This window comes from Corynebacterium pseudodiphtheriticum DSM 44287 (assembly GCF_000688415.1).
In the GTDB taxonomy this organism is placed as follows: Bacteria; Actinomycetota; Actinomycetes; order Mycobacteriales; family Mycobacteriaceae; genus Corynebacterium; species Corynebacterium pseudodiphtheriticum.
Map to the genome: position 1 here is coordinate 135,024 of NZ_JIAH01000008.1, position 21,184 is coordinate 156,207.

The 21,184-nt window shown below is 56.1% G+C and carries 19 protein-coding genes and 1 riboswitch; of the genes, 8 read left to right on the top strand and 11 right to left on the bottom strand.

The genetic code is table 11. The features are described from left to right. Positions 1-2: 2 nt before the first annotated feature. Positions 3-614, bottom strand: a complete 612-nt coding sequence (locus O146_RS0106850; protein WP_018120926.1) for a mycothiol-dependent nitroreductase Rv2466c family protein — start codon at positions 612-614, stop codon at positions 3-5. A 274-nt stretch (positions 615-888) separates the two neighbouring features. Here O146_RS0106850 and pepN point away from each other — a divergent pair, with 274 nt between their 5' ends. Then, the gene (gene pepN / locus O146_RS0106855; protein WP_027018022.1) at positions 889-3,444 is read left to right on the top strand and encodes an aminopeptidase N; all 2,556 of its coding nucleotides are present in this window, start codon (positions 889-891) and stop codon (positions 3,442-3,444) included. Here the strand turns inward: pepN and O146_RS0106860 are convergent, their stop codons facing one another. Both O146_RS0106860 and O146_RS0106865 read right to left on the bottom strand, forming a co-directional pair. Further along, a complete protein-coding gene (locus tag O146_RS0106860) occupies positions 3,445-4,191 on the bottom strand; it encodes an SDR family oxidoreductase (protein ID WP_051619312.1) in 747 nt (248 codons plus the stop codon). A gap of 45 nt (positions 4,192-4,236) precedes the next feature. After that, on the bottom strand, positions 4,237-5,481 hold the full coding sequence (locus O146_RS0106865) for a cystathionine gamma-synthase (RefSeq protein ID WP_242722571.1): 1,245 nt from the start codon (positions 5,479-5,481) through the stop codon (positions 4,237-4,239). A gap of 138 nt (positions 5,482-5,619) precedes the next feature. Between O146_RS0106865 and O146_RS11380 the strand changes: the two genes are divergently transcribed. The 4 genes from O146_RS11380 (at position 5,620) to O146_RS12185 (ending at position 9,357) form a co-directional block, all read left to right on the top strand. Next, positions 5,620-6,669 (top strand): mechanosensitive ion channel family protein, encoded by a 1,050-nt coding sequence (locus O146_RS11380; RefSeq protein ID WP_021353168.1) that lies wholly within the window; start codon positions 5,620-5,622, stop codon positions 6,667-6,669. Then, positions 6,650-7,138 (top strand): globin domain-containing protein, encoded by a 489-nt coding sequence (locus O146_RS11385; RefSeq protein ID WP_051619313.1) that lies wholly within the window; start codon positions 6,650-6,652, stop codon positions 7,136-7,138. The genes O146_RS11380 and O146_RS11385 overlap by 20 nt, the downstream gene beginning before the upstream one ends. Before the next feature lie 147 nt (positions 7,139-7,285). Then, positions 7,286-8,095: a hypothetical protein gene (locus tag O146_RS11390; RefSeq protein WP_155896245.1), complete on the top strand. Its 810-nt coding sequence runs from the start codon at positions 7,286-7,288 to the stop codon at positions 8,093-8,095. 257 nt (positions 8,096-8,352) lie between these two features. After that, positions 8,353-9,357, top strand: a complete 1,005-nt coding sequence (locus O146_RS12185) for a hypothetical protein (RefSeq protein ID WP_051619314.1) — start codon at positions 8,353-8,355, stop codon at positions 9,355-9,357. Between the two features lie 105 nt (positions 9,358-9,462). Here the strand turns inward: O146_RS12185 and ald are convergent, their stop codons facing one another. After that, positions 9,463-10,551: an alanine dehydrogenase gene (ald, locus tag O146_RS0106895; RefSeq protein WP_027018025.1), complete on the bottom strand. Its 1,089-nt coding sequence runs from the start codon at positions 10,549-10,551 to the stop codon at positions 9,463-9,465. Between the two features lie 242 nt (positions 10,552-10,793). Next, a riboswitch (TPP riboswitch) is annotated at positions 10,794-10,906 on the top strand. Here ald and thiC point away from each other — a divergent pair. From thiC to O146_RS0106910, 3 genes are all read left to right on the top strand, one after another. Beyond that, positions 10,894-12,735, top strand: coding sequence for a phosphomethylpyrimidine synthase ThiC (gene thiC, locus O146_RS0106900; RefSeq protein WP_208853944.1), 1,842 nt, complete (start codon positions 10,894-10,896; stop codon positions 12,733-12,735). (Overlaps the previous riboswitch by 13 nt.) Before the next feature lie 167 nt (positions 12,736-12,902). Then, the gene (locus O146_RS11400) at positions 12,903-13,151 is read left to right on the top strand and encodes an antitoxin VbhA family protein (RefSeq protein ID WP_023018302.1); all 249 of its coding nucleotides are present in this window, start codon (positions 12,903-12,905) and stop codon (positions 13,149-13,151) included. 155 nt (positions 13,152-13,306) lie between these two features. Continuing rightward, the gene (locus tag O146_RS0106910; protein ID WP_255342460.1) at positions 13,307-13,891 is read left to right on the top strand and encodes a Fic/DOC family protein; all 585 of its coding nucleotides are present in this window, start codon (positions 13,307-13,309) and stop codon (positions 13,889-13,891) included. Between the two features lie 66 nt (positions 13,892-13,957). Here the strand turns inward: O146_RS0106910 and O146_RS11405 are convergent, their stop codons facing one another. The 7 genes from O146_RS11405 to O146_RS12195 form a co-directional block, all read right to left on the bottom strand. Continuing rightward, positions 13,958-14,890, bottom strand: coding sequence for a trypsin-like serine protease (locus O146_RS11405; RefSeq protein ID WP_023018304.1), 933 nt, complete (start codon positions 14,888-14,890; stop codon positions 13,958-13,960). 63 nt (positions 14,891-14,953) lie between these two features. Next, on the bottom strand, positions 14,954-16,018 hold the full coding sequence (locus tag O146_RS0106920; protein WP_021352964.1) for a DUF418 domain-containing protein: 1,065 nt from the start codon (positions 16,016-16,018) through the stop codon (positions 14,954-14,956). A gap of 196 nt (positions 16,019-16,214) precedes the next feature. Further along, the gene (locus tag O146_RS0106925; RefSeq protein ID WP_027018027.1) at positions 16,215-16,916 is read right to left on the bottom strand and encodes a DUF8185 domain-containing protein; all 702 of its coding nucleotides are present in this window, start codon (positions 16,914-16,916) and stop codon (positions 16,215-16,217) included. Further along, positions 16,916-17,524, bottom strand: a complete 609-nt coding sequence (locus O146_RS11410; protein ID WP_023018306.1) for an acyl-CoA thioesterase — start codon at positions 17,522-17,524, stop codon at positions 16,916-16,918. Before O146_RS11410 ends, O146_RS0106925 begins: the two co-directional genes overlap by 1 nt. A gap of 53 nt (positions 17,525-17,577) precedes the next feature. After that, positions 17,578-19,248, bottom strand: a complete 1,671-nt coding sequence (ettA, locus tag O146_RS0106935; RefSeq protein WP_021352961.1) for an energy-dependent translational throttle protein EttA — start codon at positions 19,246-19,248, stop codon at positions 17,578-17,580. Positions 19,249-19,366: 118 nt separating this feature from the next. Further along, entirely contained in the window at positions 19,367-19,927 is a 561-nt protein-coding gene (locus tag O146_RS12190; RefSeq protein ID WP_023018307.1) for a single-stranded DNA-binding protein, read from the bottom strand. 241 nt (positions 19,928-20,168) lie between these two features. Next, the gene (locus O146_RS12195) at positions 20,169-21,170 is read right to left on the bottom strand and encodes a GDSL-type esterase/lipase family protein (RefSeq protein ID WP_051619315.1); all 1,002 of its coding nucleotides are present in this window, start codon (positions 21,168-21,170) and stop codon (positions 20,169-20,171) included. Positions 21,171-21,184: the final 14 nt, after the last annotated feature.

Below are 21,184 nucleotides of genomic sequence, written 5' to 3' on the forward strand. Positions count from 1 at the left end.
AGTTACACCTGTGGGTTTTCGGTTCGGGAACGTTTCAGTTCGAAGAAGTATGGGTACTGTCCTAAACGCAGCGCAGCGTCGAAAAGTTCCCCGGCTTCTTCGCCTTCTGGAACACGGGTAATAACTGGGCCGAAGAACGCCGCATCACCCAATTGCATTACCGGAGTTCCCACATCATTACCGACCAAGTCGATGGCCTGCTGGTGGTATGCGCGCAACTTCTCATCGACCTCGTCGCTATTTGCCAGTTTCGCCAGCTCAACATCGGCGTCGATATCTTGCAAAGCCTGCACAATCAAATCGTCGTAAGCGCCATAGCCTTTTTGACCACCGTTGCCCTGCTTATGAATCAAGGTGCCCAAGGCCGTGTAATAGGCATCAACCTTGTCAGGGTGCTGATCTTTCAACGCGGCAGCAACGCGGGCTGGGCCCCAGTTGGCCTTCATCATCTCGGCATAATCGGCCGGAATATCTGCGCCCTCATTCAGCACAGACAGAGAAAACGGCATCCACTCGACCTGCACGTCGCGGACTTTCTCGACTTCCTTCATCCAGCGAGAAGTCTGCCATGCAAACGGGCAGGAAGCATCAAACCAAAAACGTACGGTTTCCACTGTGTTCTCCTTAATTTTTCATTCGGGGCTTTTCCTACGGGGCAAATTAGCCTGCGCACGATGCCTAAATCATGTGCGATCGTGTGCACTGATCCGGTCATCATTTATCCAGTCATAGAGTAAATCCGCCACCACTGATCCTACGGAGACATTAAGCTAGGTGCGAACAACTTCATGACCTAATAGTTCTGTGGCACTGGCCGCAACATCGACTGGCCGTAGCATGGACCAACCGCAGTATTTACTACAACGCAGAAGAAAGGTAATTCATTCCGTGACTTCTCTTAATTTAACGCGCGATGAAGCCCAGCAGCGCTCGCAGCAGATCAAAGTGCACAACTATAAGGTGGCGCTGGATCTGACCGTCTCCGAGAAATTCTTCACCTCCCACACCGTCGTCGACTTCGAAGTCCGTGAAGGACAGCAAGCAGATACCTTCCTGGATTTGCGTGCCGACGAAATCGTGGAGCTTTTTATCGACGGCACCGAGAAGCCGACTGATTACGACGCCGAGCACGGCATCCCGCTGCAGGGGCTGGAACCAGGACGTCACAGCGTCGATGTCACCGCGCGCATCCCCTATTCCCGCACCGGGCAGGGTCTGCACCGCTTCGTCGATCCGGCTGATGACCGGGTTTATCTATACTCGCAATGCGAAACTGCCGATGCGAAACGCATCCTGGCGTGCTTCGACCAGCCGGATATGAAGGCGACCTACGATTTCTCTATCACCGCCCCGCACGACTGGACCGTGATTACCAACGAGACCTCCACGGTTACCGATAATGGCGATTCCCGCGAGTGGAACTCACGGATCGGCTACCAGCTTTCCACCTACCTGATCGCTGTGTGCGCCGGCCACTACTACCAGGTCAGCGACGAATGGACGGGCACGCTCACCGCGCACCCAGAAACCAGCGAAGAAGAGCGCGAAATTACCGTGCCGCTGGCACTGTTCTGCCGCCAATCACTGGCCAAACACCTCGATGCCGAGCGCCTGTTCACCGAAACCAAGCAGGGCTTTGATTTCTATCACCGCAACTTCGGCATTGCCTACCCATTCGGTAAATACGACCAGGTGCTGTGCCCAGAATTCAACATGGGCGCGATGGAAAACGCCGGCTGCGTCACCCACCGCGACGAGTTCGTCTTCCACAACAAGGCCACCCACTACCAGTACGAACGTCGTGCCGATACCTTCTTGCACGAGATGGCGCACATGTGGTTCGGCGACCTGGTGACCATGCAGTGGTGGGATGACCTGTGGCTCAATGAGTCCTTTGCCACCTGGGCCTCGGCGATCTCGCAGGCCGAAGAAACTCAGTACGACACCGCGTGGGTCACCTTCGCGAACATCGAAAAATCCTGGGCTTACCAGCAGGATCAGCTGCCGACGACGCACCCGATCTCCACCGATGCCTCGGACATCGAGACCGTCGAGCAGAACTTCGACGGCATCACCTACGCCAAGGGCGCTTCGGCGCTGAAACAACTGCAAGCTTATGTCGGCCGCGAGGAATTCTTCGCCGGTGTGCGTCGCCACTTCGAGGCACACAAATTCGGCAACGCCACTTTCGAAGATCTGCTGGGCCACTTGGAGGATGCCTCCGGCCGTGACCTGAGCTGGTGGGCGCAGCAGTGGCTGAAAACCACCGGTGTCAACACTCTGGCTGCCCGCACCGAGGATGATGGCAAGACCTACACATCTTTTGCCGTGCACCAAGCCGGCGAGACCCTGCGCACCCACCGCATTGCCGTGGGCCTGTACCGTTTCGACGAACAGTCGCAGAAGGTGGTGCGCACCAAGCGCGTCGAGCTGGATATCGACGGCGAGTTCACCAACGTCGACGAGCTGGTCGGCACACCAGTTGCAGACCTCGTGCTGGTCAACGACGACGACCTAACCTACTGCCTACCGGAACTCGACGAGCGCTCCCTGGCCACGCTATTGCAGCACATCGACAAGATCGCCGATCCGATGGCTCGCACGTTGTGCTGGTCTGCCGCCTGGGAGATGACCCGCGACGGCAGCCTGAAGGCACGGGATTTCGTGCAGCTGGTCGCCCGCGGTGCGCAGGCAGAAACCGAAATGGCGGTGCTGGAACGCATCACTGGCCAGGCTGTCACCGCTCTCACGGCCTATGCGGACCAAGACTGGGCAAAGGCCGAAGGCGCACAGTTGCTCGGTGAAGCGTTCCAAGCGGCCGCAGAAAACGGCAGCGAAGACCGCGCCTTGATCTTCATCAAGACTCTGTCTCACCTGCCGTTGGTTGATTCCACCCGCGCATACCTGCAAAACATCCTGGATAACGACGAGGACGCCGGCCTGCGCTGGAAGGCACTGACCGCGCTGGCTGCCGATGGCGCCATCGGTGAGGAAGCCGCCATACGCGAAAAGATCGCCCAACAGCGTGAGCTGGACAAAACCTCGTCTGGCGCGCAGGCTGCGCTCCAGGTCGAGGCCGCTATCAACAGCGACGAGAATAAGAAGCGCATCTGGGATGAACTGCGCACCGGCGAGTTGGGCAACTTGGAAGCCCGCTTCAAGATGCTGGGGCTGACCTTTACGGGTTCGGCGAAGCACCTGAAGCAATTCAACGAGGCATACTTCGCCGACGCACAGAAAGTCTGGGCGGAATTCTCCCCAGAAATGGCGCTGGCGGTATTGACCGGCACCTACCCAACGTGGGACAAGACGGAAGAAGGCTTGCAGCGTGCCGACGACTTCCTGGCTGGCGATATACCAGCCGGCTTGCGTCGACTCGTGCTGGAAGGCCGCGATCGCACTGCTCGTGCCCTGCGCAACCAGCGCATCGACCGTGGCGAGTAATTAGCGGTCTGCTAGCTCAATGCGTGGGCGCACCCGCAGCTCGGTGAACTGCGTGGTGGGCCCAGCCTCCACGCAGGAACGCACGGCACGGGCTACTTCCGCTGGGGCAATCATGTGCTCGGCGTTGTAGTCGCCCATCAAGCCTTCCAACATCGCGGTATCCGTAGGGCCCGGCGCGACGGTAGTCACGCGGATATCGCGTTCGTCCTTGCGCAAGCAGTCAGCTACGGCATACAGCGCATGCTTGGTGGCTGCGTAGACGACATTGTTCGGGTGCCCTCCGTGGCCGGCTCCGGAGTTGATGTAAATGACATCGCCTTCGGTTTTCCGCAGGGCTGGCAGCAACTGGCGGGTCAGCTCTGCGGCAGCGAAGACGTTAATGTCGAAGTGCTTGCGCCAATCGGCCGGGGTGGCATCGTCGACCGATTTCTTTTCTGCAATCGCCGCGGCGTGCACGACGACGTCGACTGTGTCCAGGCCGAGGACGTCGGCAAGCTGAGTGCCGGGCTGCGCGTCGTCGGCAAGCAATTCTGCCACCAGATCAGCCTGCACCGGGGTAATGTTGGCGCATTCCGAAAGCGCGCCCAACCCTGCTTGGTTGCGACCCAATGCGTACACCTGGTGGTCTTTGCTCAAATCAGCAGCGATCTCACGACCCATACCACCGGTTGCCCCGGTAACAACAGCAATCTTGCGTGGCTGTTCGGACTGGGCTTGTTCTGGCTGGGTTTGTTTTTCCTGTGTCATGTCGACTCCGTATTTTTAGGTAAGTTTTTCGGCTGGATTTCTACGCTATTTTTCGTCCAGTTTGTCCAATGCGTGCGTGAGATCAGCAATGAGATCGTCGATGTCCTCGATGCCGATGGACAGGCGCACCAGATCAGCTGGTGGGGAAAGTTCGGAGCCTTCGGCGGAAACGTGCGTCATGCTGGTTGGGTGTTCTACCAGAGACTCCACGCCACCGAGCGATTCTGCCAGTAGGAACAGCGTGGTGTTCAGACAGAATTGTTTCGCTGCTTCCTCGCTGTGGAAGCGCACGGACATCATCGCGCCATAGCGCTTCATCTGCTTGGTAGCGGTCTCGTGACCCGGGTGTTCACTTAAGCCTGGATAAAGCACAGATTTGATCTCTGGGCGGGACTGGAAAAACTCCGCGATCTTTTCTGCGTTATCGCAGTGCCGGTCCATGCGCACTGAGAGAGTTTTGATGCCGCGGGTGGTCAGGTAGGCATCGAATGGCGAGGCAATAGAACCGACGGCCCCCTGGAACCACAGCAGTTCGGCGTCGACGTCTTTATCAGCGGTGACCACTGCCCCACCGACGACATCAGAGTGTCCACCCAAATACTTGGTGGTCGAATGCAGCACGTGATCTGCACCCAAGCTGATTGGGTTCTGCAAATATGGGGAGGCAAAAGTATTGTCCACCACCAGGGAGGCGCCACCTTTGACCTCTGCGATGGCAGAAATATCGCTGATGGATAGCGCAGGGTTGGTTGGAGTTTCCAGCCAAATCACGCGGGTGTTGTCGCGGATCGCGCCCGCCAGCTCGTTGACGTCGCACGTGTTGACGACGGTGTAATCAACCCCCCACGGCTTAAAGACAGACTCGATCAAGCGCCATGTTCCGCCGTAGGCGTCGTTGCCTAAGATCATGTGGTCGCCTGGGCGCAGCAAGATCCGCAACAAAGTATCGGTGGCTGCCATGCCCGAGGAAAACACACGAGCGTACGGAGCCTTTTCTAAAGCAGCCAGGGTAGTCTCCAGGCTGCGTACCGTCGGGTTAGCCACGCGTCCATATTCAAACCCTCCGCGTAGGCTGGCCAAACCGTCCTGGGCGTAGGTTGTCGAGGCATAAATCGGGACGTTGACGGATCCGATGTGCGAGTCCGGCTCGTAACCAGCGTGGATCGCGGCCGAGCTAAAGCCGTTGAGGTAATCAGCTTTGGCATCGGCAGTGAGTTTGTGGTGCGCAGCCGGGTACTCCGGTGCGGGAATCCGGTGCGGGGTCAGATTATTTTCTGCAGGTGAAGTCATACCTTCCACCATAATCCAGATACGCGGACCGTATTGCGGAAATCTCCGCAACACTCACAGGAAACTTGCAGCGAAATTCCGTAAGATGGCCGAAGTTGCAGCGGAAATCGATTGCCAAAGCAAAGAGTTAAGGATGAGATGAGCACGAATATTTTTCAACTCGCATCAAATTCTGTTCCTTCGGTGCCTTCTGCCGAAGAAACGGTAAATACTGTCAACAATTGGTGGAATAACCCAGAAACCCAGGCCTGGTTGTTCCAACGTCCGATTTATATCGGCCTGATTATTGTCTTCGCGTTGCTGGCGCACTGGATTTTGGTGCGCGGCATCAACAAACTGGCCAACCACAACATGAAAAATGGTCGTAAGAAGACCCCCGAGTCTCGTTCCGAATCACGGAATTCTCATGAGATTCCAGAGCCAGATGCGGAGAAGTTGCATCAGATTGCGCTGATGGAAAAATCGCGGGAGAACCGCCGGAAGTCGCGTATCAAGACGCTTTCCGGTGTGGCGAAGTCTGCCGTCGCCATTTTTGTCTGGGTGTGGGCGGTCATTGCGATCTTGGATGTCGTCGGCATTAACGTCGGCCCGCTGATCGCTTCCGCCGGTATCGTCGGTGTGGCCCTTGGTTTTGGCGCACAATCGCTGGTTCAGGACTTCCTGTCCGGTATTTTCATGCTGATCGAAGATCAGTACGGCATCGGCGACGTCGTCGACTTGGGCGACGGCACCATGGGAGAGATCGAGGAAATTTCGCTGCGCATCACTTCCCTGCGCGATATCGACGGTGCACTGTGGCACGTGCGCAATGGTGAGATTTTGAAGGTCGCAAACCACTCCAGCGATTGGTCGATCGCGCGTTTCCAGATTCCGGTCAGCCACAGCAACGACCAAAACAAGGTTTGGAAAGTGCTTACCGAAGCCATGTCCAAGGCTGCTGCCGACGAGCGGTGCGCCAACGAGATCATGGAGGCTCCAGAAATTCAGGGTGCTTCCGAGTTCAACCCGGATTACCTGTCCTACCGTGTTTCTGTGATTACCATGCCTGGAGAGCAGTGGCACGTTATGCGTGTGATGAACGGTTTGATCATGAACGAGCTGGCTGAGGCCGGTATCAAGACTCCATACCCATACGGCATTGGTATTGCTGGCCCAGGAGGCGAGCCACTTGGACGCTCACAGTCATAGCCAAGACATTCGTTCCGGTGAGCGCCCGGGTTCTGTCTTTGAAGCCATCGGCGGAATGGAAACCTTCGAGACGCTTGTCGACGGTTTCTACGCCCAGGTTCCTGACGACGACATCCTGGCGCCGATGTACCCGGAGCAAGATTTCGCCGGTGCCCGCGACCGCTTGTTGTGGTTTTTAGTGCAGTTTTGGGGTGGGCCGAAGTTGTTTAATGAGCGTCGTGGGGCACCCCGACTGCGCATGCGTCATGCTGAATTTCCGATTGATACCGCTGCAGCGGAGCGTTGGCTCGAATTGATGGGGCGCTCGTTAGACAAGATCGATGAGAAAACGATCCCTGCAGAATACCGCACCGCGATCTGGAACCACATGCAAAAACTGGCGTATATGCTGCGCAATATGCCCGACCATCCGGCGCCAGAACAACAACCTGATCTGGGGATCGTACGCAGAGATTTGGGTCTGCAGTAATATCTAGAGCCAAACGTCGAGTATTCGTAGTACCGGCTGCGTAAGACTTGCACCGTCTGCGCAAGACAGTGGAATAGTCACAGGGCGAGAATATGGTTAGCATTAACCATATTCTCGCCCGCTTTTTCTTTTCCGGAGCTGAATATCATGTCTCAACACCGCCCCCGCCACGCGAAACCGTCCGGTGGTTCGCCCGCAGTGGAAAAGGCCATGGCTTATTCCAATGAGCTGGCGGTTTTTGCTCGGGAAAACCCCAAGCGTGTTGGCACGGGAACCGTTCTGACCGTGCTCTTGGTGCTTGTAGGCACAATTTTTGGTGCTAGCCAGATTGAGCGGCCACCACAAGAAGAGTTGGATGAGGTGGTTGCTAAAGAGATTGTCCCCGAACCTGTAACGCATATTGAACCTGCCCCGGCCGTGGAAATGATGATTCCAGCCTTGGACATGTACGCAGTGTTCGAAGATGAAGCCTGCCGGGTGAAAGACGGCGCGATTGACCCCGCGACCATGGAATATGCTTGTACCTATACTGCCGACGACCGCCCGTATTCCTTGCCTGGCACCGATGCCGATGACATCGTCGTGATCGCTGGCCATACCGGGGCTGGAGTCGCCGGGGTATTTGATGAGCTTTACGACGGCAGCAACGATGAACACAAAGTCTCAATGGAAGACAAATTGTATCTACGCACGGCCACTTCTGGTGATCAGTGGTTGGTGTATGAAGCAACAGACATGCATTCTCCACAAAAAGAGCTGCTTGCAGGTGACCCAAATATTTGGGGCGAATCTGCCACCCCCGGCAGATTACTGACAATCAGCTGCGTACAACCATTATTTCAAACCTCTATCCGCAACGCAGTAGTCGGTTGGCAATACCAAGGCGTCACAAACAACGCGCCACAGCCTGCCATGGAAGATCCAGCACCGAAACACCCAGGTGATACCGGATTTTAACCAATCCAAGGGAGCCCCTGCGGAGGATTCGCACCTGCCTTAGGGTACAGAAAATCTCTAGTACCAAATCCAATTTTTGCCTTCAACACCGACAGAATTACACCACTCGAATTTCACCCCCTATTCCCAGCTTCCTATAAGCACACCCGAATAATTGGCTTGCGGAAGTGAAGGAAGTGACTAATGTGAATATCCGAGCTGCAAATTTTCCTGTGCAGCATTTGGTTCTGTACCCAAGCCTTCCCCAGGAGCACTCTATGAAGAACTCAACCAAGCTCGCCATCGCCGCTCTGATGGCTGGTTCCCTCTCCCTGTCCTCGCTGCCTGTCGCTGATGCACAGGAGCCTGCGGCAACTACAGAAGTAAACGGCGTTACTTACTACCTGAACAAGACTGGTGACGAGCCATTCTATGTGAAGGAAGCATCGGAGATTCACAACCCGGCCGCCACGCCAGCAGACCTATCTGGTGAAGCTACTCCTGATGCTGCTACCGAAGACAACGCAGCAACTAACGGCGAGGAAGTTGGCGCCCCAGCTAAGACCAAGGTTGTCGATGGCGTTACCTACTACCTGAACGAGACCGGCGCCGAGCCGTTCTACGTCAGCGATTCCGCACTGTGGAACACCCCACGTGCACAGGTTCCAGCGAACAAGATCCTGGGCTACGTTGACCCTGCCATCGACGGTGAGTTCGGCGCTCTGCCAAAGACCAAAGCAATTAACGGCACCACCTGCTACCTCAACGAGACCGGTGAAACCCCGTTCTACGTGAAGGACCGCAACCTGTGGAACACCGCGCGCGGTGACATCAAGGACGCAAGCCAGATTTGCGAAGCAACTACACCAGGCACCCCTGGCAGCAGCAACGCTGCCGCAGCTGCTGGCCTCGTAGCCGGACTGGCAGGCCTGGGCTTGCTCATCGGCGGTGTTTGGCACTTCCTGAACAAGGATGGCAAGACCCTGGTTCCGTCCAAGGACCGCGTCAATGCTGAGCCAACCGCAGAAGAGAAGAAGAAGTCCGAAGAACTACTGAAGCAGCACGGCGCTGACATCAAGCAGAAGACCGACGCTGCCAAGGCTAACCCAGCCGAGGCTGGCAAGGCTGCTGACATCGACACCACTGGCGTAACCAAGGCTGCCCCACGTGGTATGGCTGCAGAGACCGGTAACAACACCGTTGCTCGCGGCATGGCTGCAGTTGCTGTTATGGCACTGCTCGGCGCCGTAGCATTCTTCGCACGTCGTCGCTTCGTAGCCTAATAACTACACGCGCAGCTCAAACTGCGTCGTAAAGTACGAAGCTAAAAGCGCAGAAATAACGCCCCAACCAAAACTGGTCGGGGCGTTTTCGCATCTCCAGAACTACTAATCCTTCCAGTCGAAGGCCTCACGCACCGGCTTCGAAATCAGCTTGCCGTCGCGCGTCGACAAGCCATCAGCCAAACCTGGGAAACGTTCAATAGCCTGATCCACCCCACCAGCAGCAACCGCACGGATATACGGCAGCGTCGCAGAAGTCAGCGCACGCGTCGACGTATTAGCTACGGCACCCGGCATGTTCGCCACGCAGTACATCAACGCATCACCAACGCGGAACACGGGATCCTGATGGCTGGTCTTACGGGAAGGCTCGAAGCAACCACCCTGGTCGATAGCAACATCAACCAGCACAGAACCGCGCTTCATGCGCTTGATCAAATCTTCCGACACCAACTTCGGTGCCTTGCCACCAGCAACCAAAACAGCACCAATCACCAGGTCGGCTTCCAGCAGTTCCTCTTCGATGGTCACTGGATCCGAAATTTGCGTGCGCACAGTTCCCGCGTACTGATCGTCAAAACGCGCCAAAGTACCAGCATCAATATCCAGCACGGTGGTTTCTGCGCGCAGGCCATGCGCCATCGCCACTGCAGAAGCACCAACCTGGCCACCGCCGATCACAACGACACGGCCCGCCTTGGTTCCCGGAACACCGGAAGGCAGTACGCCTCGGCCGCCGTGGTGTGACAACAGATGGTGGGAGCCCTCCAGCACAGCCAAACGGCCAGCCACCTGCGACATTGGAGTCAGCAACGGCAAGGCACCGTTTTTATCAGTCACAGTTTCATAGGCCAACGCCGTGGTGCCGGCTTCGACGAGCGCGTCGGTCAGCTCACGCGAAGCAGCCAGGTGCAAATACGTAAACAGCAGCAGATCCTCACGCAGGTACTGGTACTCTTCCTGCAAAGGTTCTTTAACCTTCAGCACCATCTCGGCAGCCCAGGCATCAGCTGCAGTATCGACGATGGTGGCGCCACGGTCGGTGTAGTCACTATCGACGTAGCTGGAGCCTTCACCCGCTCCAGACTGGATGAGCACCTCGTGCCCGTCGTCGACAAGAGCCTGTGCCGCCGCTGGGCTCAACGCCACGCGGCCTTCACTGTTCATGATTTCTGCGGGAACACCAATTTTCATAGGATTGATCCTCAATTCTGGTTGCTTTTGTGCATGTTCGTGCATCAGGCATGCATTACGAGTTTCCGACAAGGGGTGGTGCCGAAAGCTCTTTGCCTTACACTAGGGTACGTGTTGTAAGCTAGCAGCAACGGTTTTGCGAAATGCGCCACAATTTTGAAATTTCTCGATAAAGCTATCGATTTACGAAAACTCAGCGCGCCTACCTTAGGCCCCGCAGGACGCAGCCGTCGACAAGTTTACGCACCACACACGGGTGCCCTGCTGGTACAGGGCTGAGATCACGCTAATACCGCGTGAGCACCGTTCGAACCTGTTGGTTAGTACCAACGTAGGAAGGAGGTGGGCACTGTGGCGAACCATGACGCGCACACCGCTGCCCCCGAAGACGAGATTCATTTCAAGCACTCCTACTCCCCGATTCGCGAGGGTGACCTGGAAGTTCCAGAAACCGAGATTCAGCTTGATGATTCCCCCACCGGCCCCAACAAGCCTTTCCGCGTTTACCGCACCCGCGGCCCGCAGGCCGATGTGCACCGTGGGCTAAAGCCGCTGCGTTTGCAGTGGATCAAGGACCGCGACGATGTGGAAGAGTACGACGGCCGTGGACGCGATCTTGCCGACGACGGCCGCTCCGCGCAACGCCGTGGCGCCGCTAGCCAGGAATGGAAGGGTGAATCACGCCCGCCGCTGCGTTCCAAAGAAGGCAAAACTGTCACCCAGATGCACTATGCGCGCCAAGGCATCATCACCAAAGAAATGCAGTTTGTTGCGCTACGCGAACACTGCGATCCGGAGTTCGTGCGCAGCGAGATCGCCCGTGGCCGAGCGATCATCCCGAACAACATCAACCACCCGGAATCCGAGCCAATGATCATCGGCCGGAAATTCCTCACCAAAATCAACGCCAACATCGGCAACTCTGCGGTGACTTCTTCCATCGAAGAAGAAGTCTCCAAGTTGCGCTGGGCTACCCGCTGGGGTGCAGATACCGTGATGGACCTATCCACCGGCGATGACATCCACACCACCCGCGAATGGATTTTGCGTAACTCGCCGGTTCCGATCGGTACCGTGCCGATGTACCAGGCCCTGGAAAAAGTCAACGGTGTGGCTGAGGATCTAACTTGGGAGATCTTCCGCGATACCGTCATCGAGCAGGCAGAACAAGGTGTGGACTACATGACTATCCACGCTGGTGTGCTGCTGCCATACATCCCGATGACCACCAAACGCGTGACCGGCATCGTTTCCCGCGGCGGTTCCATCATGGCCGGCTGGTGCCTGGCCCACCACAAGGAATCGTTCCTGTACGAGAACTTCGACGAGCTGTGCGAGATCTTCGCCCGCTACGACATCGCCTTCTCACTGGGCGACGGCCTACGCCCGGGTTCCATTGCTGATGCCAACGACGCCGCGCAGTTTGCGGAGCTGAAGACCATCGGCAAGCTGACCCAGCGTGCCTGGGAATACGACGTGCAAGTGATGGTCGAAGGCCCCGGCCACGTTCCACTGGACAAGGTGCAGGTCAATAATGAGCACGCCCAGGCCTGGACCAATGACGCCCCGTTTTATACTCTCGGGCCGTTGGTTACCGATATTGCCCCTGGCTATGACCACATCACTTCCGCGATCGGCGCTGCCAATATCGCGATGGGCGGCACCGCAATGCTGTGTTACGTCACGCCAAAGGAGCACCTGGGATTGCCGAACCGTGACGACGTCAAAACCGGTGTTATCACCTACAAGCTGGCCGCGCACGCGGCAGACGTCGCCAAGGGGCACCCTGGCGCGCACGAATGGGACGATGCCATGTCGAAGGCACGCTTCGAATTCCGCTGGCACGACCAGTTTGCGCTGTCGCTAGACCCAGACACCGCGCAGGCCTACCACGACGAAACCCTGCCAGCGGAGCCAGCGAAAACCGCGCACTTCTGCTCAATGTGTGGCCCGAAGTTCTGTTCCATGCGCATTAGCCAAGATATTCGCGATGCATTCAGCGACGATATGGCGGATCTGGGCATGCCAGCCTTCCAAAAGCCCGTCGACGATGATGTCGCTGCTGCTGTAGCGGAAGCCAATGGCGAAGCCGTCGAAGAGAGCATGGAAGAAAAGGCCCAAGAGTTCCGCGAGCAAGGTTCGGAGCTATACCAGCACGAGGGAAGCTACGTGCCGAAGCGCTAAATTTGCGCTAACCATGCGCTAAAGGATGCCACCGCCAATCAGCGCAATAGTCTCTGAACTGGGCGCCTGAAATGAGGATCTGAGCTGGGAAAACCTCCGAGGAAGCTCCTGCATTCTAAAGCCCTTCCGGGTAAACTGAAATGCACGAGAAACTCGGAGGTTTTCTTATGTCTGTACCTTTGCGGCGTTCTGCGCCAGGGACCAAAGCAAGCACTGCGACTGCTCAATCTAGCGCTGTCATCACGGAATCAGAAGATGTTGCCGAAGCTCAAACGCTTGCTGATGCCGCACTTGGAGCAGCTGGTCATTCAGTTTCCGATCCCTATATCCGCGATCTTGGGCGGTTAATTGCTAGTGGGGAAATCTCCGGTGATGAAGCTGTGCAACGCGCCCTCGCCCACATCGATGGGTTCTAATGCCGGAACAGCGGTGGGGGTATAATAGCTGGGAAGATTACTACATTCCCGGTACCAAAACGGTCCGTAATAAATTTCGGGCCCCAGGCAAGCCGTACGGTGAGCCAAACCCGAATATATTGCACGCCAAAGAAGAGGCTGCAAGCTTTCTTCGGATGCATGAGCTCAGACTAAGGCCAATTACAGGCGATTTCGACTACGCGCATATGAAGGCAATTCACGGCTACATCTTCCAGGATGTGTATGACTGGGCTGGGGAACCTCGCGTCGGCCCACACGGGTGGATGACTAAAGAAGGCCCTAATGTTTTACACCCAGATGACCCCGATAATCCGACGATGGCTTTCACCTATTATCCGGGCACGGAAATCATGCACGAGGATGCCCGCAAGCAATACCGCAGGCTAGCCGAAAAGAATTATTTGCGCGGCCTGGAAAAACAAGAATTCGTGCAAGAATTAGCTGAAATCTGGGGCGAACTGAACGTCATACATGTTTTTCGCGAAGGCAATACCCGAACGCAGTTCATTTTCTTCGAGCAACTGTGCCGTAAAGCCGGCTACCAGATCGCTTCCGAGCGCTTTGCTGTCCGCGACGAGGCAACCATGCAGCGTGAAGCCGCCGCCGGTAGACCATATTTACGCGAGGCCTTCGTGCACGCCCGATTTTATAGCCAAGCTACCGGCAGCAATAAACGCCTAGCCGAAGTTCTCGACCAGGCGATATCACCCTTGCACTAGCATCGTTGCCTTAGCACCGTTGAGAAAGCACCGCTGGGCTAGCTCCGTTGCACTAGCACTGCCCTACTACTTCTTCGGCTTACGCGCAATACCCAAACCGACAACCAGCGCTACCAGTACCGCACCGCCGCCAAGCAGCCACCAGGTGGTGTTGCTGGAATCATCTGCAGATTCCCCAGCAGCCGAGGCAGTGCTGTCCGTGGAGGTATTGCCGCCGCCCTGCGAAACATTCGCTTCCTCAGAGCTGACGGACTCAGACTGCTCGATCATGGTCTGAATCATCCAGTCGTAGCTTTCGGCTGCAGGAGCCACCACAGATTCCGGAGAAGTTGTCGACTCTGGATCATCTGGGTTAAACGCTGCCGAAAGCACACCGTAAAGCTTGCCGTCCATGAATACCGGTCCGCCGGAATCGCCTTGCTGGAATTCCGCATCATTATCTAGGCGAGCAATTGCAGCCTGCTCACCGCCGAATAACGCGAAATTATTCAGCTCTGTGATTTTGCCATCTGCCTTGGGCAGTTTCTCGGTTTTGCCGGTACCCTCTGAAGACCAGCCATAAGATTCGATTGCGCCCTCAGCCGGGGTTTCTTGCATGATCTCCGGATATTCTTTCAAGCCAATTGGCTCCGCGGTACGAATCAACCCGATATCACCAGCTGGAGCTTTGTACCAGTCCGCAACCTTCACCCGCTTTTGATCATCTCCTTGGCCAATGCGAACGCTACCGCCCGGGGTTTCGGAGTTTTCCAGGCAGTGCCGTGCGGTCACCACCCAATAATCCGCCACCGCGGTACCGGTGCAGTTTCCGTCCTCGTCGCCGTCGTCGCCGATCTGCTCGGAAACCACGGCATTAGCGTGCACACTGTCTTCAGCGAATTGATCACTGATCAAGGCTTGCGCAGGTACGGCAGCAGCCAGTGTGGCACCAAGAGCCACGGTTGGGGCGGCGATGGCCAGCAAACGGGAGGTCTTGGAGTTCTTAGAAGTCTGAGACATAATGAGCTTCTTTCTATACGGAATCGGTATTAGTTATTAGTCGGGTTTATGCTGTCGCAGTGACTATCCACCGTGGTTGCTGCTGTGGTTATCACTTCGCTTGCCACTCAGGCCATTTACGGCCTGGGATCCTGTGCGCGCCACCTTTCCAAGCACGTATTCCAGTGGGCCATAGCGGAAGAACATTGCCCAGATACTCGTGCCGACGACCGCGACCACGACGGTGGCGATGGCCAGCTCTGGGTACTGGGTGGCGATGTGCCCACGGTTGATGATGCCGGCAGAAATCACGTGTCCCAGATACACCGTCAGGGCCATGGATCCCATTGCTTTGAGTGGGAAGACCCAACGATCAGTCTGGACGAGCAGCAGGCACAACAAGATGATGGTGAGCGAGCCCGCTATGGTTGCTAGCCCGTCGACAAGCCCGCCGCTGTGCGGCTTCGCGTCCAAAAATCCGTGCACGGCAATCCCGAGGTTGTTTCGCGTGGCGACGGCATATGCCGAATCCACCCAATCGCGTGCCAACACGCCCAACACGGAAATCACAACCCCCGCAGCAGCAGCTAGGAACCCTCTGGTGGAAAATGGCGTGACCTGCCAGTTATTGGCACGCAACCAGTGCGCAAAAAGCACACCGGCCGCCATGTAGGCCAGCCACATCACGATGGGATACGGCTCACGCAACAACGCATGCAAGGTGGTGTGCAGCGTAATCACGCGCACGATGCCAGATACTGCGAGCAATACGATGAATCCAAAGCTTACCCACTTAGTGGACCAGCGTGGGATTTGCAGTAATGCGAACACGATATACCCAATACCCAGTGCTTTGAGTACCACGATGATGGTTCCGGCGTACGGGGTAACCACGATGCCGATGAGCACGAGAATGACACCACGAATAAAAACATCGACGGCGCCGCGCTTGCTGAATATGATAGTCATCGATATTCCGGAAAGAACCGCGAATAGGGCCGACGGAAAGCCTTCGAGGAACGCTCCAGCGAAACCTTTGAGCGGGTATAAATGTGCGATGATCATCGCCAGCAAGGCGATGCCACGGGCGACGTCAACTCCGATGATGCGCCCCGTGACGGCTGGTGTGTGTTGGACAGTATCTGGCATGTCTCCAACCCTAACGCGTGTTACTGAAAATTCCTTGCAGCATTACTTCCGACTTCCAGGCAGTTCTCTGGCCGAAAGTTCAGAATGCCGAAAAAATACCGCTTACGCTGTGAAACCAGCGTGAGCGGGAATCTTTCTTTAGAAAATAACTGTTACTTTGCGTGGCGTGCCGCTGCTATTACAACCCGACTTGGGGCTAAAACAGCATTGCCAACCCGCGCGCATGGTAGACGCTACCAAAGGGAGCATCTATACGAGCCCAGCGGCCCTGTGCAGAAACCCGCAGGTGACGCGGAATATTCATGGGTGCCGAGAAGCCCGGGATTAGTCCTAAGTTTGTGCAGGCGAAAATCATCCGCATTGGGATTTCTACTTCTTCACTACTGCCAGCACTCGCAGACTGAGGGTTTACTGTGAGTTCACTGTGCATGTCGGTGGCAGTTTCCGGTTTCACGGTAAGTACCGTTTGGTTCATCAAACTCTGCGGTGGGCCCATCGGCCCAGAAAATTGCCGGGCCAGATCCCGGCCTTTATCGGCGAGTTCGCGCACTACATGCACCGGCAAATTATCCAATAATTGGAACCCCTCAGCCGGTGGCAACGCGCCTGGCCAAGAGGTATCACGGGCAGGCCCCAGATGAGTCTGTCCGGTTTCCAAACAATGCAGCAAAGTACTGGCTGCCACCACAGCACCGTCGCGGGATACTGTGCCTTTGATACGGCGGCAAGCAACCACTTCAAAAGGGGTGGTCACGAAAACATCAATGAGGTCACCATCCCCGACGTCGTCTTTGAGAACTCGAAACCGAGCCGACGCGCTCGCGTCCAAGCCAACGGCACGCGAAACCAATGCGCGTAGCCCAGGGCCACCTGCTGTGACTTCGAGGGATTCAGACATTAATCGTCGTAACCAATCTCATCGCCATAATCGACTTCGTCACCGTAACCAACTTCATCGCCGTAGTCGACCTCATCGCCATAGGAAATTTCATCGTCGTAGCTGATTTCATCACCGAGCGAGTCTAACTGGACTCCCCTAGCGCTGGGTCCAGAACCCGATTCTGCTTCTGCTTTATCAGCAGCTTTAGCCAGGGTGGATTCCAAACGCATAACTTCACGTTCTTCCTCCGTCAACGGGCGTGGCATCTGCGTATCCATATCCACAGCCACAGAGACCGTTTCCACCACGCAAGCAATACGCCCGTGTTTATCCTTGATCTCTTGGCGGGTCACAAAAGAAGAATTTCCTACCTCAACGACCTGGGATTCCACCAACAGCACCGAATTGCCTTCCGGCTCAATCGGTTTCCGGAAATCTAGGTCCAGTTTGCGCACAAAAGCAGCAAAATCTTCCATCCCAGCGGGATCAAAATAAGCCTCTTTGTACGCCAGGCGAGCCTCTTGGGCGATTTCCACATAATTGGCGTTCATCACATGCCCATAGCGGTCGAAATCCGACCAGCGCAAAGGCACGCGATATTGATGAATTGCCGGGTTATCTGCCATGGAAAACCTTGGAAACCTTTCTAGAGTGGCTCGCCTGTTACTACCGAGTAGCGTTAGCGAGTCAGCTTACGGTGGGTGACGCGGGATGGACGAGCAGCTTCCTCGCCGAGTCGTTCCACCTTATTCTTCTCATAGTCGCCAAAGTTACCTTCGAACCAGAACCATTGGCCTTCTTCCACGTTGCCTTCCCAGGCCAGAATGTGGGTACAGGTGCGGTCCAAGAACCAGCGGTCGTGGGAAATAACCACGGCGCAGCCCGGGAATTTCTCCAGCGCGTTTTCCAGCGAACCCAAAGTCTCAACGTCCAAATCGTTAGTTGGCTCGTCGAGCAAGATCAGGTTTCCGCCCTCTTTCAGTGTCAACGCCAGGTTCAGACGGTTGCGCTCACCACCGGAAAGCACCTTGGATGGCTTTTGCTGATCTGGGCCCTTGAAACCGAATGCAGAAAGATACGCACGCGAAGGCATTTCGTTCTGGCCCACGTGGATATAGTCCAGCCCTCCGGAGACGACTTCCCAGACGGTTGCTTCTGGGTCAATGTTTTCCCGGTTCTGGTCTACATATGACAGCTGCACTGTCTCACCGACGCTGACCTTGCCCGCATCTGCTTCTTCCAGGCCAACGATGGTTTTGAACAGCGTGGTCTTACCCACACCGTTGGGACCAATCACGCCCACGATGCCATTGCGTGGCAAGGTGAACGACAAATCCTTGATCAAGGTACGGTCGCCAAAACCCTTGGTCAGGTTGTCTGCTTCGACAACCTTGTTGCCCAGACGTGGAGGCGTAGGGATCTGGATTTCTTCGAAGTCCAGTTTCTTGTACTGCTCGGCCTCGGCAGCCATTTCCTCGTAGCGCTCCAAACGCGCTTTGTTCTTCGCCTGACGCGCCTTGGAACCGGAGCGAACCCATTCCAGCTCATCCTTCAAACGCTTACGCAGCTTGGCGTCCTTTTTACCAGCAACCTGCAGACGCTCCTGCTTCTTTTCCAGGTAGGTCGAGTAATTGCCCTCATAAGGGTGCAGCTTGCCGCGGTCAACCTCACAAATCCAGCCCGCAACATTATCCAGGAAGTAGCGGTCGTGGGTCACTGCCAAAACCGCACCCGGGTAGTTTTCCAGGTGCTTTTCCAGCCAGTGCACGGACTCGGCATCCAGGTGGTTAGTTGGCTCGTCAAGAAGTAGCAAGTCTGGTTCCGACAAAAGCAGCTTCGCCAAAGCTACACGACGGCGCTCACCACCGGAAAGGTTAGTGACGGGCTCATCCGAAGGCGGGCAGCGCAGCGCTTCCATAGCCTGTTCAATCTTGGAATCGACTTCCCAAGCATCCGCATTATCCAGGTCTTCCTGGAGCTTGCCCATCTCTTCCATGAGCTCGTCGGTGTAATTGGTGGCCATCTCTTCTGCAATGGCTTCAAAGCGTTGCTTCTTTTCAAAGATCTCGCCGAGACCTTCTTCTACGTTGCCGCGAACAGTCTTTTCCTCGTTCAGCGGTGGCTCCTGCTGCAGGATGCCGACGGTAGCACCCGGATCCAAGAATGCTTCGCCGTTGGATGGCTCAGACATTCCGGCCATGATCTTCAAAATCGACGACTTACCCGCACCGTTCGGGCCGACGACGCCGATCTTTGCGCCGGGGTAAAAAGCCATGGTGACGTCGTCAAGAATGACCTTGTCACCAACAGTTTTGCGTACATTTTTCATCGTATAGATGAACTCGCCCATATTTCCCCTTCGCGAAATTAGGTGGAACGACACTAAATCTTTATCTCTGACGAGAATACATGACTTTAACTGCCGCCCCACCACGGATCCCGCACGATATAGGCGTCACTGTGGCTAGCTAGTGTGCACCGACAGGCACTGCGGCGTTTTCTGTAGCTTGCTTGTTTGCTTTCTTATTATCCGTTGCTGATTGTTCGCCAAACGGAGTCGCTGATTTGTCCGCAAACCCGGATGCAGATGGGCTAGCAAGCGCATCCTGATCAAAGACGACGCCTTCGACGTTAAGAACCACCCCGCCATTATCATCACGATCTGCTTTCCTCTTGGTCAGGGCTGCGGCATAGTGTGCAAGGTCTGGGGCAATGTGGGTGGCCTTCAACACCGTTTTCGAGTGTCGCTTTTCCTCATTATCTTCCCACTGCTGGGTCACCAGTGACCCCACCAGCACTACTGGGTACCCTTTGTGCAAGCTCGCAGCTGTGTTAACAGCCAATTGCCCCCAGGCTTCAACGTCCAGAAACAGATTGTCATAATCCCGCCACCCGGATTCTTGTTCCTCGTCACGCACCGCACGAGAGGAAGCAACGCGCATATCAAGCACGCAATTTCCTCCAGCGACGCGACGCAGGCTGGGCTCTTGGGTAATCCGACCGGTGATGGTGATGTGGTGTTGCGACATAGTGTGCGCTCCCCTTCCAAATCTTTAGGTAACCAACGCGATCTGCGCTGGTAACACCTAGTGTCAGGGGAAACGATGGCCAAACCAATCACGGCGGCCGCCTGGTTGTGAATAAATACAGTTATCCACAGAAATCGCACGAATTGTGCTGGCACAGTTGCACACACAAATACCCTGCCATACCGGAAATTACGATGTGCCAGGGTGTATTACTCGCGTCACCCAAGGCTATATGCGGAAGTTAACGCGCAATTTCAGCAGCAATAGCTTGCGAACCCTTGGTTGTCGGGTGCATAGCCATGGTGTGGGTTGGCGAAGTAATATCCAGCCACACCGCAGATACATAACGCTCAGCATCGGGCGCACAGGTGTGGTGATCACGCGTTGCGGCACGAACGTCGACGAATCGCGCGCCCGCTTCCGCTGCCGCCTCCCGTTGCACATTCGCCAGAGCTGCTTCCACCTGGCGTGCGCCCGGCACGATAAAGCCCAGCGGCTGATTCGGGATCACATTGACGAAGCAAACGTGACCTTGCGGTGAGGAAACACTCAAATACGAAGGTATAGTCACCCGCGCATTCGGTGCGAGCTCACGCACCTGGTGAGTGATATTCGCTACGCGGGCTTTGTAGCGGTCAATCACTGCCTGTGGGTACGGAAATGGAATCTCATCCAATTTAAACCGCCACGGATCAAGGCCGCCCACCGCAATCACAACTTCCTCGGTAGCCGGGCCGATATTGCCATCGCGCACAGCTTGCTCCAGCTGATGCTCAACGACGCTGCGGGAAGTTGCCCCGTTACATGAGTAATCACCCAAGCTACGCCCAGTCATGCCTGCCAACTGACGTGGCCAGTTATCTGGATCCTGCCCACACCCACTCAGGCCTAATTCAACCGGCCGGACGAAACCTTTACCGGAATTACTCGAACTAGACGAAGAACCCAAACTTTCTTGTGGTGTTCCCCGCTGCAACCAGCGGAAACCACGAACGTGGCCGTTAGCGGTAAACGAATCCCCCATTGTGACCAATTGCTTGCCTGGGTTTGTGGAATCCCCTCGCACCCCAACCGCATGGCGGCTAGAGCTTGAACTGGAGCTACCATCTTCTGACGACAAACTGGAGCCTGAGCTCGAGACCTCTGCCGACGGCGAAGCACCAGCGGTACCTGGCGTAGCAGTCAAACAGAGTGCAGCAGTAGCCAGTGCGCTCAGCGCAACGGCGAGTGGGCTCTTTTTCATAACGAAAAATTCCT